The organism is Marinobacter sp. DSM 26671 (assembly GCF_900112835.1).
Classification (GTDB): Bacteria; Pseudomonadota; Gammaproteobacteria; order Pseudomonadales; family Oleiphilaceae; genus Marinobacter; species Marinobacter flavimaris.
Window position 1 is genome coordinate 39,961 of the sequence record NZ_FONF01000015.1, and the last position, 15,690, is coordinate 55,650.

Consider the following 15,690-nt stretch of genomic DNA (forward strand, 5'->3'; position numbering starts at 1 on the left):
CGGTCAGATCAGTCACTCGCGTAACCAACCTCCTGCCAGTGCGCAGCAATTACCGCGCCACCGCATCTGGCCCAAAACCGTGCAATCCGCCCCGTCGCAGGGCAGTTTTCAAGTGTTCGTACTGGTGATAGCAGCCTTATAAAATTCTAATTATCTGATTTTTAAAGGTTCGTAGAACTGGCACGAAGATCGCTTTGCAATTGGTAAGGACGAACGTCTCGGCCAAGGATCAGGCCGGACCATCAGATCATTGTTGTTGGCATTGGCGCCGGACCATCGACTTCCCCTCGGGAATAGATGCTCCGGCTTTTTTTGTTTGGTCGAAAAGTACGGGTTCGAGCGAAATGACAGGAAACACTGAATCGACACTGGTGATCTGCGGGCACGGCATGGTTTCGCAACGCCTGCTGGAAGCTCTCTGCCGTGGGCGAGTCAGACCGTTTACCCGCATCATCGTGTTCAACGGCGAAGCATCCGCTGCCTACAACCGGATACAACTCTCGCTGCTGCTCGCCGGTGAAACAAACGAAGCTTCGCTGGCCTTGCAGCAGGACGAGTGGTTTCGGAACAGCGGTATTGAAGTCTGCAACGGAGAACCGGTAGTCACCATCAATCGGGAAGATCAGACGGTGACCACCGGATCCGGTCGGGTACAGCCCTACACCCATCTGGTGCTGGCCACCGGATCGAGGCCCGCAAAACCGGGGCTACCGGGCGCAGACCTTCCGGGTGTCATGACCTTCCGGGACCTGGAAGACACCAGGACCCTGATTGAGTCTGCTGGCCGCCATCGGCGGGCGGTGGTCGTCGGCGGAGGCTTTCTTGGCCTGGAAGCCGCTGAAGGTCTCCGCCAGCGTGGTATGGCCGTCACCCTGCTGCACCGCAGCGGCCATCTTCTGAACCGTCAGTTGGACAGAATCGGGGGTCAGCTCCTGCAACAGCACATGGAAGAGCGGGGCGTAAATATTCGCACCGGAACGGCTCCCAAAGCCCTGCTCGGGCGTTCCATGGTCCGGGCCGTCCAGCTGGATGACGAAACTCTCGTCAGCACGGATCTGGTGCTATTCGCCACCGGTATCACGCCTGCTACCGAGCTTGCCCGGACTGCCGGCCTGGAATGCGATCGCGGCATTCTCGTGGACGGGCAGCTAAGCACCAGCGATCCGGCAATCTCTGCGCTGGGTGAGTGTTGTCAGCGTGGAAACACCACCTTCGGACTGGTGGAACCCGGGTACCAGCAGGCCGAGGTGCTTGCAGGCGTGCTCAACGGAAACACTCCAGACGCCGAGTATCGGCCGGTGGACACACCGACCCGCCTGAAGATCAGCGGCGTTCCGATTTTCTCCTGCGGACAGATCAGCCCCGACGGGGACACCGAATCCGTGGTCTGGCAGGACCACGAACAGAATCACTATTGCCGGCTGCTGATCCGCAATCAGCGCCTGACCGGCGCCGTACTGCTGGGCGACACCCGGGACGGCCCCTGGTACAGCCAGCGCATTCAGCAGCAGGACGATATTTCCCGCTACCGGGACTTCATTGCATTCGGCAAGAACTACTGCGAGGCGGCGGCATGAGCCGCTCCGGAAAGAGGACAGACCCATGAGCAAGAAAACCCTGATAGTCGTCGGCAACGGCATGGTCGGCCATCATTTCCTGGAACAATTCTGCGCCAGCCCGGCCGCTGCCGATTTCGAGATCATCGTGTTCGGCGAGGAAAAACAGCTGGCCTATGACCGGGTCCACCTTTCCGAGTATTTCGGCGGCTCCAGCCATGCCGATCTCGCCATGGGTACCCTGGAGTGGTACACCGAGCAGGGGATTCAACTGCACCTGAACGAACAGGTAACCGGCATAAACCGGGAAAATCGCACTCTGGAAACGCCCCGTGGCAGCTACCGGTACGACGAACTGGTCCTGTCCACCGGCTCCTATCCGTTTGTACCCCCTATCAAGGGCAATGACCGCCCGCACTGCCTGGTTTACCGGACCCTGGATGACCTGGATGCCATTCACGCCAGCTCGGAAGGTGCCCGCACAGGCGTGGTGGTAGGCGGCGGCCTGCTGGGTCTTGAAGCTGCCAATGCGCTCAAGAGCCTGGGACTGGAAGCCCACGTTGTGGAATTTGCACCCCGGCTGATGCCGGTTCAGCTGGATGCCGATGGCGGCGCCCTGCTGCGCCACAAGATTGAGGAGCTTGGCGTTCAGGTGCACACCGAGAAGGCCACCACAGCGATTACCGAGGGCGAGGATGCCCGTCTGCGCATGAATTTCAGCGACGAATCCTTCCTCGAGACAGACCTGATCGTCTTCTCCGCAGGCATTCGGCCCCAGGACGCCCTGGCCCGGGCCAGTGGACTGGAGATCGGCGAGCGCGGCGGCATCGCCATCGACAACCACTGCACCACTTCGGACCCCCATGTGCACGCCATTGGCGAGTGCGCGCTCTGGGAACAGAAGATATTCGGCCTGGTGGCCCCCGGCTACACCATGGCCCGCACTTTGTCTTCCGCCCTGAACGGTGATCGGGAGACTGCTTTCACCGGCGCCGACATGAGCACCAAGCTCAAATTGCTGGGCGTGGACGTGGGTTCCATCGGCGACGCCCATGCCCAGACCCCGGGCGCCCGCAACATCCGCTTCAACGATGAGCGGGCCGGCCACTATCGACGAATGGTGATCAGCGAGGATGGCAAGACCCTGCTGGGCGCAATTCTGGTGGGCGACAACAGCCACTACGACACCCTGCTGCAATATGCCCTCAATGGCATCACCCTGCCGGAGAATCCGGAAACGCTGATCCTGCCGGAGAGCCAGGGCGGAGCGCCGGCCCTGGGCCCGGATGCCCTGCCGGAAACTGCCTCCATTTGCTCCTGCCACAACGTCACCAAGGGCGATATCTGCGGCGCCATTGATGCCGGCTGCTCGGACCTTGGCAGCGTCAAGGCCGAAACCAAGGCCAGCACCGGCTGTGGCGGCTGCACCGCCCTGCTCAAGAACGTAGTGGACAGCGAGCTGGAAAAACGCGGCGTGGAGGTCAGCAAGGATCTGTGCGAGCACTTCCCGTACAGTCGCCAGGAGCTGTTCCACCTGGTGAAGGTGAACGGCATCCGCACCTTCCGCACCCTGATCAGTCAGCACGGCAAGGGGCACGGCTGCGACATCTGCAAACCGGCGGTGGCGTCGATTCTCGCCACCTGCTGGAACGAGCACATCCTGGCCACCGACCACGTGCCGCTTCAGGACACCAACGACACCTTCATGGCCAACATGCAGAAGAACGGCACCTACTCGATCGTGCCGCGCATTCCCGGCGGCGAGATCACCCCGGACAAGTTGATTGTGCTGGGTGAGGTGGCGAAGGAATACGATCTTTACACCAAGATCACCGGCGGCCAGCGCGTGGACCTGTTCGGCGCCACCCTGAGCCAACTGCCGGATATCTGGGAAAAGCTGATTGCCGCCGGGTTCGAGACCGGCCATGCCTATGGCAAGTCACTGCGTACCGTGAAGTCCTGCGTTGGCAATACCTGGTGTCGCTACGGCGTTCAGGACAGCGTAGGCATGGCGATTCGCCTGGAGGACCGCTACAAAGGGCTGCGGGCGCCCCACAAGGTGAAGATGGCGGTCTCGGGCTGTACCCGGGAATGCGCGGAAGCCCAGAGCAAGGACTTTGGTGTGATTGCCACGGAGAACGGCTGGAACCTGTATGTCTGCGGCAACGGTGGCATGCGGCCCCGCCACGCCGATCTGTTTGCCACGGATCTGTCTGACGAGGAGCTGATCCGGACCATTGACCGGGTGGTGATGTTATATGTGCGCACGGCCGACCGGCTGCAGCGTACCAGTGTCTGGATGGAAAATCTGGAGGGCGGCCTGGAGTACCTGAAGCAGGTGGTTCTTGAGGACAGTCTGGGGATCGGCGCTGAGCTGGAGGAGCACATGGAGGGGATTGTTGGGACCTACCAGTGCGAGTGGAAGACGGCCGTCGAGGATCCGGAGAAGCGGAAGCGGTTCCGGGAGTTTGTTAATGCGCCTTCTCAGACGGATCCGGTGCAGGAGTGGACCGTTGAGCGGGGGCAGCGGCGGCCTGTGTTGGAATCTGCGTAGCTTTCGAATTTGGAGTTAGAGCAAGGCGCCATGGGGGTACTTTTCTTCTGGGAAAAAGCAACTCGCTTCGCTCAGACATCTTTTCCCCGCCAGAAAAGTACCCCCATACCACCTCGCTCACCGGGCTTCGGTGGTATCAGAGGCAAACATTAGTTGAGACAAACACAGACTGTTTGGGAGAAATATCATGAAACCACGCACTCGTTGGGAAGCCGTCTGTACCGTTGACGACCTGGTGCCGGAATCTGGCATCGCGGTCTGGACACCGGACGGGCCGGTGGCGGTGTTTTACCTGCCGCACCGGCTGCCGGCGTTGTTTGCCATCAGCCATACGGACCCGTTCAGCGGCGCCAATGTGCTGGCCCGGGGGATTACCGGGGATCTGAAAGGGGAGCCGGTGGTGGCGTCGCCGTTGTACAAGCAACATTTCAGTCTGCTTACGGGTGTCTGTCTGGAAGACGATACCGTGCGGGTCAAAACCTACCCTGTCCTGCTGGACGGCAACCAGATCCGCTTGGAAGTACGGGCCAACCAGCGAGAATCCATCGCGGCCTAGGCCCTTAACAATGCCGGCGAAAGCCGGCGCGTGGTATGGGAAGTCTTTGTGCAGGGGAAAAGATGTCTGAGCGAAGCGAGTTGCTTTTCCCCGGAAGAAAGACTTCCCATGGCGCGTGACGGCGATACTCCGAGGCTAAACCTCTCTGGAGCGACGCCAACGCTCCCGCCAGCCAAGAACAAAGATGGTCAGTGACGGCAGAAAAGTCACGGTTACGATCGCTGCCCCAAGCAGGCCAAACAGAACGATGGCGCCCACGCCCCGATACAGCTCGGTGCCTTCGCCGGGCAGGAACACCAGGGGCGAGAGGCCGCAGATGGTGGTCAGGGTGGTCATGGCGATGGGGCGCAGGCGGGTCTGGACGGCGGCGGTGACGGCCTGTACTACGGTAACGCCTTTCTGGCGCAGGTTCTGCCGGGCCTGGTCCACCACCAGGATCGGGTTGTTCACCACGGTTCCCATCAGTATCAGGAAGCCCAGCATGGTAATCATGTCAAAGGGCTGCCTCAGAGGCTGGAGGCCGATCATGGGCAGCAGGCCACCGACCAGGTTCATCAGGGCCAGGCCCACAATGCCACCGGCCACGCCAAGCGGTATTGCGGTCATGATCAGCAGCGGGAATCCCCAGTGCGCGAAGATGGCCACCAGCAGCAGGTAGACAATGGCAATGGCAATGATGAAATTGCCGGTCAGAGCCTCCCGTGTGGCATTAAGCTGATCGCTGGCGCCGGAAATATCCACGTTCACATTCGCGGGCAATGCGCCGCTGTCCCGCATGAACTGCAACAGTTCCGTGCGTACCCTCTCAACGCCGGCTTCGAGCGGCACATCGTCCGGGGGAATCACGTTCAGAGTCACCGTGCGGCGACCGTCCACCCGGCGGACCGTGCTGGTATCGACGGTTTCCTCGATGGTAGCCAGGCTGGAGAGCGGCAGGGTAGCACCCTGGGGGGTGTGCACCATGACATCCGGCAGGCTGTCCAGTGACGGGTTGCGACCCTCGCTGCCGTAGACGTAGATATCGATCTTTTCGTCGTCCAGGAAGAAATCGTCGACGTAGCTGCCCTCGGTCAGAGAGGCTACGGTGAAGCCAATGCTTTCTGCTCCCAGACCCAGTTCAGCCGCGCGATCCCAGTCGGGCATAATCTGGATCAGCGGTTGCGCCAGGGACAGCGTGGAGGGCTGGCTCTGGATGCGGGGGTTGTCGAAGATCTCCTCGGCCCGCTGGTAAGCGGCATTGGCGGCGCTGTAGACCGACACCAGGTCCGGGCCGGAGATGTCCAGGTTGATGCTGCGGGTGCCGCCGTCGTTGCTGGAAATGATGGAGCCCTTGGCCGCGAAGGCGCGCATGCCCGGGAACTGTTCATAGAACCGGGTGATCTCGTCCATCAGGGCTTCGATGTGCCTTGGATTCAGGGTCTCGGCGATGATCCGGATCCTGGTGGGCGTTACCTGCATGTTGAGATAGGCCATGGGCGGCACGCTGGTTTCGCCCGCGGCGTAGGCCTGGCCGTCCGCGTTCACGTGGGGCAGGAAGTAGTCTTCCACCTGGCGGGCAATGGCTTCCATCTCCTGCAGGTTGTAACCCGGCGGCGCCGACATAGCGGCAAAGGTCTTGGGCTCCTCGCCTTCCGGCAGGTATTCGGCGGGTGGGGTCAGCACAAAAATCACCCACAGGCTGAAGCCGACGGTGGCTGCCATCACCAGAAGCCGGCGCACCGTGCCATTCACCAGCCATCGCACCGCCCCCATGGCGGCCCCGCTCCAGCGACCCGAGGTTTCGTTGCCGTATTCATCGGTGGTCACGCCCCGGCGGCCGAAATCCAGCCGGGCGCAGAGGGTGGGTATGATGGTGATTGCCACCAACATGGAGGCGAGAATGGCGGCAGAGATGGCAATGGCTACGTCGGAATACAACTGGCCCGCCTCTTCCTCGATAAACAGGATCGGCAAGAACACCAGAATGGTTGTGGTGGTGGACGCCAGCACCGCCGGCCAGACTTCACGCACGCCCTTGAGGGCCGATTCGAAACGGTCCAGCCCCAAACGCCGGTGTCGCTCGATGTTCTCCAGCACCACGATGCTGTTGTCCACCGTCATGCCGATGGCAAAGGCGATACCGGCCAGAGAGATCACGTTGATGGTGCGGCCGGTGATCAGCAGCCCGATAAACGCGGCTATGGCACACAGCGGTATGCCCACCACCCCGGCAAACGTGGCCCGGCCGGATCTCAGAAACAGGAACATCACCAGGGTTGCGAAGGCGGCACCAATCCCCAGGTTGGTCCAGACATTGGCCACCGAGGCTTCCACGTAACGGGCATCGTCTGCGGTCAGGCCCAGCCTCATGCCCGCCGGCTCCAGCACCTCCTGGTTGATGGCGGCCACTTCGTCCATCATCGCGCGTTTGATATCTATGACGTTGGAGCCGCTTTCACGGCGCACCTGCAGGCCAATCACCCGCTGGCCGTCGATAAAGGACAGCTCCCGGATCCGGGAATGGCCCTGCTGAACCCGGGCCACCTCACCAAGGCGCACCACGCTGTCACCCTGCCGGCGTACCACCAGCTGTTCCAGGGATTCAACGTCGTCAAAGCGCCCGACCGTGCGCAACAGATACCGGCGCTTGCCAGAGTCGATCTCGCCGCCGGAAATGTCCTGGTTACGGGCCACGATTGCGTTGCGCAGATCCACCAGGCTCAGGCCGCGCTGGGCCAGGGCGGATTCGTCCACAATGATCTGCATCTGCCGGTCGGCACCACCGCCAACGGTAACCTCGGAAACCCCCGGCACACTCTCCATCCTTGGCCGGACGCGATCCTCGATGAAATCGCGCATAAGCTCGATGTCCAGCTCGCGGGGATTGCCCTCCAGGGTAGCGACACGGAAATACATGAACGCATTGGATGAGAAAGATGCCGCCACTATGCGCGGCTCATCGACGTTTCTCGGGTAGTCAGGGACCTGGCTCAGGGCATTGTTGATCTGGATAAGGGTCTCGGTGATATTCACCCCGAACGGGAACTCCAGCTCGATCTCCGCCGCTCCGCTGGATGCGGTGGAAGTCATCCGGCTCAGGTTAGGAACATTGCGCAGGAACCGTTCCTGCTCAATCAGTATGTCCTTCTCAATGTCCTGGGGCGTCGCACCCGGCCAGCTGGTTTCAACGGTGACGGTGCGCACTTCCAGGTCCGGAATCATCTGGACCGGAATCCGGAGCGCCGCGGCGGTTCCAAGAATGGCAACGATCAGGGCGGTAACGGTAACCAGGGTGCCATGACGGATAATGCCGGCGAACATCAGCGGCTCTCCCGTTCGGCAATGCGCACGCTGATGCCCTCGCTCAGGGACTCGTTGCCACGGACCACCACCTGCTGGTCCGACTCAAGACCACTGGTAACCTCTACCCGGCCCTCGAAGCCGGTGCCAAGGCGCACCCGCTTTTCGCTCACGGTCCAGGTGTCTTCATCCCCCGGTTCGGCGATCCACACGGTGGTTCGTCCTTCGGGATACCGGTTGATGGCATCGCGGGAAACCGTCAGGCCACGTTCACCGGTAGTGACCCGCAGTACCGCCTGTACCGACATCCCCGGGAGCAGCTTCACGGATTCGGGCTTGATGGCGCGGAGGAGAAAGGTTCTGGACTGGGGATCGTTGACCGGTACCAGAACATCGATGGTGGCGCTGCTCAGTGCCTGGTCATCCTGCACCAGCAGCCGGCTGTTGTCGTCGATGCGTTTGTAGAAGGACTGGGGTACCTGGAAATCCAGACGAAGGTTGTCGGTATCCACCAGAGTCAGCAGCTGGTCACCGGGGGTAACCCATTCCCCGAGATCCCGGGAGCGCTGGCTGACCACACCGTCGAAGGGCGCGGTCACGCGGTGGCGCCCGGCCCGGACTTCCACCTGGCGGCGGGCGGCTTCCAGGCGAGCCAGGGTCGCTTCGCTGGCGGCCACTTCACTTTCCCGTGCACTGACTTCGGTGGCCGCGATATTGCGGCCTGCGCCAACGGATCTGGCCTCACGCAGGCGACGCCGGGCTTCCTCCAGGCGACTGCGGGCCTCTTCTGCCTCGGCTCTTGCCGCGGCCAACTCCCAGGTAACCAATTCGTCATCCAGCTCGACCAACACATCGCCCCGGTCAACACGATCACCGGTTTCCACCCGAACCTCGTCCAGCAGGCCCGCAACCGCCGCCGACATGCCAGATACCCGAAGGGCATTCACCGTACCATTCAGGGTCACTTCCTGAACGATATCTTCTGAAGAGACGGTTTCCAGCTGAACACCAGGCAGGTCCTGGGCAGCGGTGAGCACCGGAAACAGGCTGCACAAAAACAGAACAACACCCTGCAGGCTCTTCATGGGGGTAGCCACGTCCTTTTCTCCAAGATTCATTTCGATGGATGCAATTACTAACCTTAGTTCATGGCTTACGAAGAAAAACCCCGTCCAGACCTTGGCCCGCGTTTGACCTGGCCGGTGCGGAGAATGCGAACCGTGGTCAATCACGTTGCCAGCTATCTGCGCTACTATTGTCACAACACCGACAACAAGGACGCCCTGTGAAACCTCTTAGCCCTGCGGATCAGCTTTTTCTCTGGCTGGAAAAGCGGCAGCAGCCCATGCACGTGGGCGGTCTTCAGCTGTTCTCTTTTCCCGACGACGCACCGGATGATTACGTCGCACAGCTGGCCGACCGGCTCAGGCAGTACACGAAGGTGACTCCGCCGTTTAATCAGCGTCTGGATTACCGTTTCGGCCAGCCGGTCTGGGTGGAAGACGAGCACCTGGACCTGGAACACCACTTCCGCTTCGAGGCACTGCCGACACCCGGGCGGGTCAGGGAACTCTTGTCGTTTGTCTCGGCGGAACATTCCCACCTGATGGACCGGGAACGTCCGCTGTGGGAGTTTCATCTGATTGAAGGCCTGGGGGAACGGCAGTTTGCGGTGTATATCAAGGTGCACCATGCCCTGGTGGATGGTGTATCCGCAATGCGGATGGTCACCCAGATGCTCTGCCAGGACACCGGCGAGCGGGACATGCCGCCGATCTGGGCCATGCCACCCCACCCATCCCGTGAAAAGGATGATGGCGGTCCTTCGCTGTGGCGAAGCGTTGGCCACCTGCTGGGTGAATCCGGCAAGCAACTGGGCACCGTGCCCACCGTCGCCCGGGAACTGCTGCGAACCATCAACGACGCCCGCAAAGACCCGGCCTACTCCTCCATATTCCACGCGCCCCGCAGCATTCTTAACCAGAAGATCACCGGGTCCCGACGCTTCGCGGCACAGTCTTACTGCCTGCGCAGGATAAAGGGTGTTTGCAAGGCCTATGGAACCACGGTCAATGATGTGGTGATGGCGATGTGCGCCACCGCGCTGCGCAGCTACCTGATGAACCAAGACGCCCTGCCGGAAAAGGCGTTGATCGCCATGGTGCCGGTGTCCCTGCGCAAGGATGACAGCTCAGGCGGCAACCAGGTAGGTGTTATCCTCGCGTCGCTTCACACCGACGTCACCAGCCCGGTTACCCGGCTGAAGCAGATCCACGAGGATGTAAAGGCGGCCAAGGACCGATACGCCCATATGTCTGCGGAAGAAATTATCAACTACACCGCCCTGACCCTGGCGCCGGCGGCGTTCCATCTGCTTACTGGCATGGCACCGAAATGGCAGACCTTCAACGTGGTCATTTCGAACGTCCCCGGGCCCCGGGAGACCTGCTACTGGAACGGCGCCATGATGGACGGCATGTACCCGGTCTCCATCGCCATGGACCGCCTGGCCCTGAACATGACCCTGACCAGCTACGGCGACCAGGTGGAGTTCGGTCTCATTGGCTGCCGCCGCACGCTACCCAGCCTGCAGCGGATGCTCGACTACCTTGAAGAGGCCCTGGTCGAACTGGAAACCGCCGCCGGCCTGTGATCCGATCGGTCAGCCGAAGCGGCGCTCTTCGTTGCGGATGGAAATCTGGTTGTTCAGAGTCCAGAAATCATACAGCACACCGATCAGGAACAGGCCGCCGGTAAACAGGTAGATGATGCCCGTGATCCATTTGCCCATGTACATCCGATGAATCCCGAACACTCCCAGGAAGGTCAGCAGAATCCAGCCGATGTTGTAGCTGACCTCACCTTCCCGGAACCGAAGATCCGCCTCCCGGTCCATGGCCGGGATCAGGAACAGGTCGATGATCCAGCCGATGAACAGCAGCCCCAGGGTAAAGAACCAGATGGTGCCGGTAACGGGTTTGCCGTAGTAAAACCGGTGTGAGCCCAGGAATCCGAAGATCCAGAGCAGGTAGCCGATCAGTTTGCTGTGGGTGTCTGGGCGTTCTGTCATATCCGTTCTCATCCTTCTGGATTCGTAGCCGATTTTCACTATAGACCCAGCCTGCATGTGCTGGGGGCTGGCCGGGGGGAAGGAATATTTTCCCTCGGGAAAAACAACTCGCTTCGCTCAGACATCTTTTTCCTGTCGGGAAAATATTCCTTCCCCCCGTCCGTCCAAACATTGTGGCATAGGAGACGAAAAACAAATTAAGGCAGAGCAATAAAAACTCGGACGGCAATCTTCTCTGTCAGCAGGGCGTGGGGTGGGGCTTTATTTTTTCGGGGAAAAAATGTCTGAGCGCAGCGAGTTGTTTTTACCCGAAAAAATAAAGCCCCTCCCCGCGACCACGCTCCAAACCAGGAAGCCCAAAAAATCAGGGCCCAACCTCAGGCGCCGGATCCGGACCACCCTCGCGAAACTCGCTGGCCGACTTGCCGGTCCACTTCCGGAACGCCCGGCTGAAGTTGGAAAGGTCCGCATAGCCCAATTCGTAGGCAATCTCGCTGACCGACTGGTTGGTATACCGGAGCAACTGGATCGCCCGGTCTTTCAGCACCGACTCGAGGATCTCCCGGTAGCTGGTGTCCCGGTCCGCCAGCCGGCGTTTCAGGGTTCTGGACGAAACGCAGAAACGCTCGGCCATGGCTTCCAGTGACGGCAACGGCCCGGGCATCATCCGGAGCATGTTGCGGATCGCCAGGACGATGTCACCCTGTTCCTTCAGGGCCTTCTGCAGCTCGAACTCGCACTGGTCACGGGCCATTCGGGAGGCTTCGGCATCGGCCAGGCGCATGCGCACCTCCAGAAGCTCCCGGGGGAACACCATCATTTCGTCGGGCTGGCCGTACTCGAACCGAACCGGAAGCTGGTCGGCAAACCGCTGGTACCAGGGCGGCTCCGGAGCGCTCAGGCGAACGGTGACACCCGGCAGTTTGCCGTCTTCCAGGGCAAAGCCGTGTTTTGCTGCGTCCTCCCGATCCAGGAGCTGTTCGGTGAGCAGGATCAGGGTGGCGCTGACGGTCTCCGCCAGAAACGGATAGAGGCCGGGCACTTCGAATTCGGTGCACAGCTTTACCAGCACCTGATCGCCCGCTTCGGACTGGCTCATGCCGAGAAAAGGCACCCGCAGATGCAGGTAACGGCGCACGGAATCCAGGGCATCGGCGAAGGTGGGGCTGGTGAGGGCCGCGAAGCCCAGGGTGCCGTGGATTGTCAGCCGCAACTCCCTGGCCAGCGTGAAGCTGAGACCGTCCTGGCCGGCCAGGTTCACGGCCCGTTTGGCCATGATGATGGCATCGGTAACAAACACCCGGCTGTCGTTGGACTTGAGATCGTCTGGGGTGACATCCAGGCCTTCATAGAGTAGACGGTCGTTATAGCCCAGTTGCCGGACGGTTTCGGCCAGAACCCGCAGGTAAGCGCCCGGCACCAGGAACAATCCCAGCATCTGCCGTTCTTTGTCCGGTCCGGTTGCACTCATTGGCATTCCTTCTTATTGGGTTGGCTGAAGCACGTCAATTGACTCTATCAGATGCCTCCCGCCGCTACAGTGGGGCCCGGTACACCTTGCTCGCCGTCAGCCTGGCCAATCAAATCCCGGCCCGTGTCCCATCCTGATCGACGGCCGTCCCCTTTGCGCATTCCTGCCCGGGCTTGACTGCCACACACTGGAGCCATGACATCAGCCAGAGTGAGGAGTACACACATGCTGAGCAGCAAAACCGCAGAAAAGAAGACGGCTCCCGTTACGCGGGCCTCCAACACACCGGACAACGTCACCATCACCGCCCAGCGCATGGGGTTTGAGTTTGGTGAGCAAGCGCCCCGTTACTGGGTCGACAACAGCTACACCATCAGCCACATCATGAATGGGCTCTCGGTGCTGTTTCCTCAGGGCGAGCAGTTCTTCGTGGATTCAGTAAGGGCGTTCCGGGACCAGATTTCCGATCCCAAGCTGAAGGAAGAGATACGCGGATTCATTGGCCAGGAAGCCATGCACTCCCTGGAGCACATCGCCATGAACCAGCACGTTCGTGACCAGGGCATGCCGGTGGAAGAACTGGAAAAACACCTCGAGGTGGTTCTGGGGATCGCCAAGAAGCTGCCCAAGCGTCACCAGCTGGCGATCACCTGTGCACTTGAGCACCTCACCGCCATGATGGCCGACATGCTGCTGGAGCGTGACGATGTGCGCCAGGACATGGATGAATCCATGCGTCCGCTATGGGTCTGGCACGCGATTGAAGAAACCGAGCACAAGGCGGTTGCCTACGACGTGTTCCAGGCGGCGGGCGGCACCTACGCCGAGCGAACCTTTTACCTAATGTTCAGCACCGCCGCCCTGGGTGTGATGAGCACCTATTTCACCTGCCGGATGATGCTGAACGACCGCAAGAACTTCTCTTTGAAAGACACGGCTACCGGCCTCTGGCGACTCTGGGGCGTAAACGGCACCTTCTCAAGCCTGATTCCCACATGGCTGGAGTACTTCAAACCGGGCTTCCATCCCTGGGATCACGACAACAGCGACCTGATTGCCCGCTTCAAGGAAGAAATCCAGGCGCATATTGCACCGCAGTATCAGAAGGGTAATCGACGAACCCTGCAGTAATCTTCGGAGTTACGCGGACAAGCAGGTGGGGAGGCCTTTGTTCCGGGAAAAACAACTCGCTGCGCTCAGACATCTTTTTCCCTGCACAAAGGCCTCCCCACCCACTCATCCGCTTGATCTGGCAGAGATCAGCAGCCCGCTTTGGCCACTCCGGATCTAATGACCTCTCCTTTCTTCCATAACCGCCATTCACCTGGCTGGTAAACATCCCACTTTTCATCTGTGGTCAGAGGTTCAGTAACGATCACGCTGACGATGTCGTTGGGCGTCGTTTCCGATTCGAAATCCACCGTTACATCGGCGTCTTTCAGACGGGCAGGACCAAACGGGGCTCTCCGGGTGATGCTGGCCATTTTGGTGGTGCAGTAAGTGAACAGCCAATCACCGTTACTCAGTAGGAGGTTGAAAACGCCCTGGCTGGCGTAGGCGACGGACAACCGGACCAGGCGGTCGATGATTTCATCGGTTCCGTTATTGCGATCGCAGTGCGTTCGAAGGTGGTTAAGAATATCGCAGAACAGCGCCTCGCTGTCGGTGGTTCCGACCGGCTCATAGAACCCTGGAGTCGAACCGAAGCCGGAGAGCTGGCCATTGTGGGCGAACACCCAGTAGCGACCCCAGAGTTCGCGCATGAAGGGATGGGTGTTGGCCAGGCAGATGTCGCCGACGTTGGCCTGGCGAATGTGGCAGATGGCCACTTCGCTTTTGATCGGATGGGTCTGGACCACTTCGGCGATTCGGGAATTGGCGCTGGCATCTGCGTCGTGGAAGGCCCGGACGCCTTTGCCTTCGTAGAAGGCCACACCCCAGCCGTCCTTGTGGGGGCCGGTCTGCCCACCCCGACGGGTCAGGCCGGTGAAACTGAAACACAGGTCGGTGGGCGTATTGGCACTCATGGCCAGCAGTTCACACATGGGTTACTTCAATCTTGCAGGAGAATGATTGTCTCAAGAATACCGGAATCAGCCGGCTTCGACAGTCAGAATCTCAAGCTGACGGGGGTTATGGCCAGCCCCTACAACCCGATTTCGCCCCGCTCGCTTGCCACTGTAGAGCCACCGATCGGCAACCCGGAACAGGCTTTCGGCCTCGCGACCATGGTCTGGCCACTGGGCTATCCCGAAGGAGGCAGTCACCCGGATGCGGGCTTCCCCGTAGGGCAGTTCAAGGTCAGATATCCGCTGGCGCAGCTCGTCCATCAGGACAAAGGCATCCGCCGGCTTCACATCTCTCAGAATCAGGCCGAACTCCTCGCCACCCAGGCGGCCGACAAAATCGGTGCTCCTCAGCCGTTCGGTCATGCATCGGCTGATGTTTTTCAGAACAAAGTCTCCGGCCTCATGGCCCAGAGTGTCGTTAACGACCTTGAAGTGGTCAATATCCATCACCACCAGCGCAAAACCGGCTCCACTGCGATCGCACTCGGCAATGGTGCGATTCAACGTACCCTGGAAGTTGCTGCGATTGGCCAGACCAGTGAGCGCATCGGTCTGGGCCATGTCCACCAGGCGCTGCTCGGACTCTTCGCGGCGCACCTCATACAGGTGAATGAAGGCCAGCATCAGTGCACCGCACAACACCATGTTGAGCAGATCGATCATCGCGTGGGGGCTGCCGACCTGGCCAAGGTGAATGTAATAGATAACGCCCCCGACGAGCATAAAGGGTGCGCTGAGAATCATGCCTTCTTTCTTGCCAAGCAACAGGTAGGCGAGAACCGGCATCATCAGCACCCAGACGAAAGCGGACACCGAGGCTTCCGGTAACAGCATGATCACCAGGAAGAACGCGAACAAAGGCACCAGATAGGCATAGACCCACTGCTGCAGATGAGGAGTGGATTTCAGGCGCCAGACGCCGAAAAAAAGCAAAGTGCTGGCAAACAGCTCAGCAACCGCCACCCATGGGTAGCCATTGAGAAACTGCAGGCAAGCAAAAATCACCAGAGCCGAGCCGGTGATCAGAAAAAGCAGCCGCATCAGTGAGCGGCGATGGCTGTCGCGCAGACCCGAGCGGCTCTGTTCCAGAGTGGCCCCCAGGTCAGAATGGTGAGGCGTATTCATGCTGACTCTT

At 60.4% G+C, this 15,690-nt stretch carries 11 protein-coding genes; 5 read left to right on the top strand and 6 right to left on the bottom strand.

What is annotated here, in order from left to right; all coding sequences use genetic code 11:
- Positions 1–344: 344 nt before the first annotated feature.
- The 3 genes from BM035_RS15720 (at position 345) to nirD (ending at position 4,666) form a co-directional block, all read left to right on the top strand.
- On the top strand, positions 345–1,577 hold the full coding sequence (locus BM035_RS15720) for an NAD(P)/FAD-dependent oxidoreductase (protein ID WP_039882156.1): 1,233 nt from the start codon (positions 345–347) through the stop codon (positions 1,575–1,577).
- Between the two features lie 25 nt (positions 1,578–1,602).
- Positions 1,603–4,110 carry a nitrite reductase large subunit NirB gene (gene nirB, locus BM035_RS15725; RefSeq protein WP_092033065.1) on the top strand — a complete coding sequence of 836 codons (2,508 nt, stop codon included), beginning with the start codon at positions 1,603–1,605 and terminating at the stop codon, positions 4,108–4,110.
- 187 nt (positions 4,111–4,297) lie between these two features.
- A complete protein-coding gene (gene nirD, locus BM035_RS15730) occupies positions 4,298–4,666 on the top strand; it encodes a nitrite reductase small subunit NirD (protein ID WP_092033067.1) in 369 nt (122 codons plus the stop codon).
- A gap of 135 nt (positions 4,667–4,801) precedes the next feature.
- On the opposite strand, the gene BM035_RS15735 is transcribed toward nirD, so the two are convergent.
- Together BM035_RS15735 and BM035_RS15740 are read right to left on the bottom strand one after the other, a co-directional pair.
- Positions 4,802–7,966, bottom strand: coding sequence for an efflux RND transporter permease subunit (locus BM035_RS15735; protein ID WP_008176925.1), 3,165 nt, complete (start codon positions 7,964–7,966; stop codon positions 4,802–4,804).
- The gene (locus tag BM035_RS15740) at positions 7,966–9,030 is read right to left on the bottom strand and encodes an efflux RND transporter periplasmic adaptor subunit (protein WP_008176923.1); all 1,065 of its coding nucleotides are present in this window, start codon (positions 9,028–9,030) and stop codon (positions 7,966–7,968) included. Before BM035_RS15740 ends, BM035_RS15735 begins: the two co-directional genes overlap by 1 nt.
- A 200-nt stretch (positions 9,031–9,230) precedes the next feature.
- Here BM035_RS15740 and BM035_RS15745 point away from each other — a divergent pair, with 200 nt between their 5' ends.
- Complete coding sequence (locus BM035_RS15745) at positions 9,231–10,598, top strand: WS/DGAT/MGAT family O-acyltransferase (RefSeq protein ID WP_092033070.1); 1,368 nt, start codon at positions 9,231–9,233, stop codon at positions 10,596–10,598.
- Between the two features lie 9 nt (positions 10,599–10,607).
- Here BM035_RS15745 and BM035_RS15750 read toward each other — a convergent pair whose 3' ends face one another.
- Both BM035_RS15750 and BM035_RS15755 read right to left on the bottom strand, forming a co-directional pair.
- Positions 10,608–11,015 (bottom strand): NINE protein, encoded by a 408-nt coding sequence (locus tag BM035_RS15750; RefSeq protein WP_014578994.1) that lies wholly within the window; start codon positions 11,013–11,015, stop codon positions 10,608–10,610.
- Between the two features lie 364 nt (positions 11,016–11,379).
- Entirely contained in the window at positions 11,380–12,486 is a 1,107-nt protein-coding gene (locus BM035_RS15755) for a helix-turn-helix domain-containing protein (RefSeq protein ID WP_092033072.1), read from the bottom strand.
- Positions 12,487–12,711: 225 nt separating this feature from the next.
- Between BM035_RS15755 and BM035_RS15760 the strand changes: the two genes are divergently transcribed.
- Entirely contained in the window at positions 12,712–13,617 is a 906-nt protein-coding gene (locus tag BM035_RS15760) for a metal-dependent hydrolase (RefSeq protein WP_092033073.1), read from the top strand.
- A 128-nt stretch (positions 13,618–13,745) separates the two neighbouring features.
- Here BM035_RS15760 and BM035_RS15765 read toward each other — a convergent pair whose 3' ends face one another.
- A complete protein-coding gene (locus BM035_RS15765) occupies positions 13,746–14,531 on the bottom strand; it encodes a class II glutamine amidotransferase (protein WP_092033076.1) in 786 nt (261 codons plus the stop codon).
- Positions 14,532–14,579: 48 nt separating this feature from the next.
- A complete protein-coding gene (locus BM035_RS15770) occupies positions 14,580–15,680 on the bottom strand; it encodes a GGDEF domain-containing protein (RefSeq protein ID WP_092033079.1) in 1,101 nt (366 codons plus the stop codon).
- Positions 15,681–15,690: the final 10 nt, after the last annotated feature.

What these genes read in the sequence shown, in the direction of transcription:
- nirB (WP_092033065.1), top strand. Translation starts at nt 1,603, where the DNA reads ATGAGCAAGAAAACCCTGATAGTCGTCGGCAACGGCATGGTCGGCCAT.
- BM035_RS15740 (WP_008176923.1), bottom strand. Translation starts at nt 9,030, where the DNA reads ATGAAGAGCCTGCAGGGTGTTGTTCTGTTTTTGTGCAGCCTGTTTCCG.
- BM035_RS15735 (WP_008176925.1), bottom strand. Translation starts at nt 7,966, where the DNA reads ATGTTCGCCGGCATTATCCGTCATGGCACCCTGGTTACCGTTACCGCC.
- BM035_RS15765 (WP_092033076.1), bottom strand. Translation starts at nt 14,531, where the DNA reads ATGTGTGAACTGCTGGCCATGAGTGCCAATACGCCCACCGACCTGTGT.
- BM035_RS15750 (WP_014578994.1), bottom strand. Translation starts at nt 11,015, where the DNA reads ATGACAGAACGCCCAGACACCCACAGCAAACTGATCGGCTACCTGCTC.
- BM035_RS15755 (WP_092033072.1), bottom strand. Translation starts at nt 12,486, where the DNA reads ATGAGTGCAACCGGACCGGACAAAGAACGGCAGATGCTGGGATTGTTC.
- nirD (WP_092033067.1), top strand. Translation starts at nt 4,298, where the DNA reads ATGAAACCACGCACTCGTTGGGAAGCCGTCTGTACCGTTGACGACCTG.
- BM035_RS15770 (WP_092033079.1), bottom strand. Translation starts at nt 15,680, where the DNA reads ATGAATACGCCTCACCATTCTGACCTGGGGGCCACTCTGGAACAGAGC.
- BM035_RS15720 (WP_039882156.1), top strand. Translation starts at nt 345, where the DNA reads ATGACAGGAAACACTGAATCGACACTGGTGATCTGCGGGCACGGCATG.
- BM035_RS15760 (WP_092033073.1), top strand. Translation starts at nt 12,712, where the DNA reads ATGCTGAGCAGCAAAACCGCAGAAAAGAAGACGGCTCCCGTTACGCGG.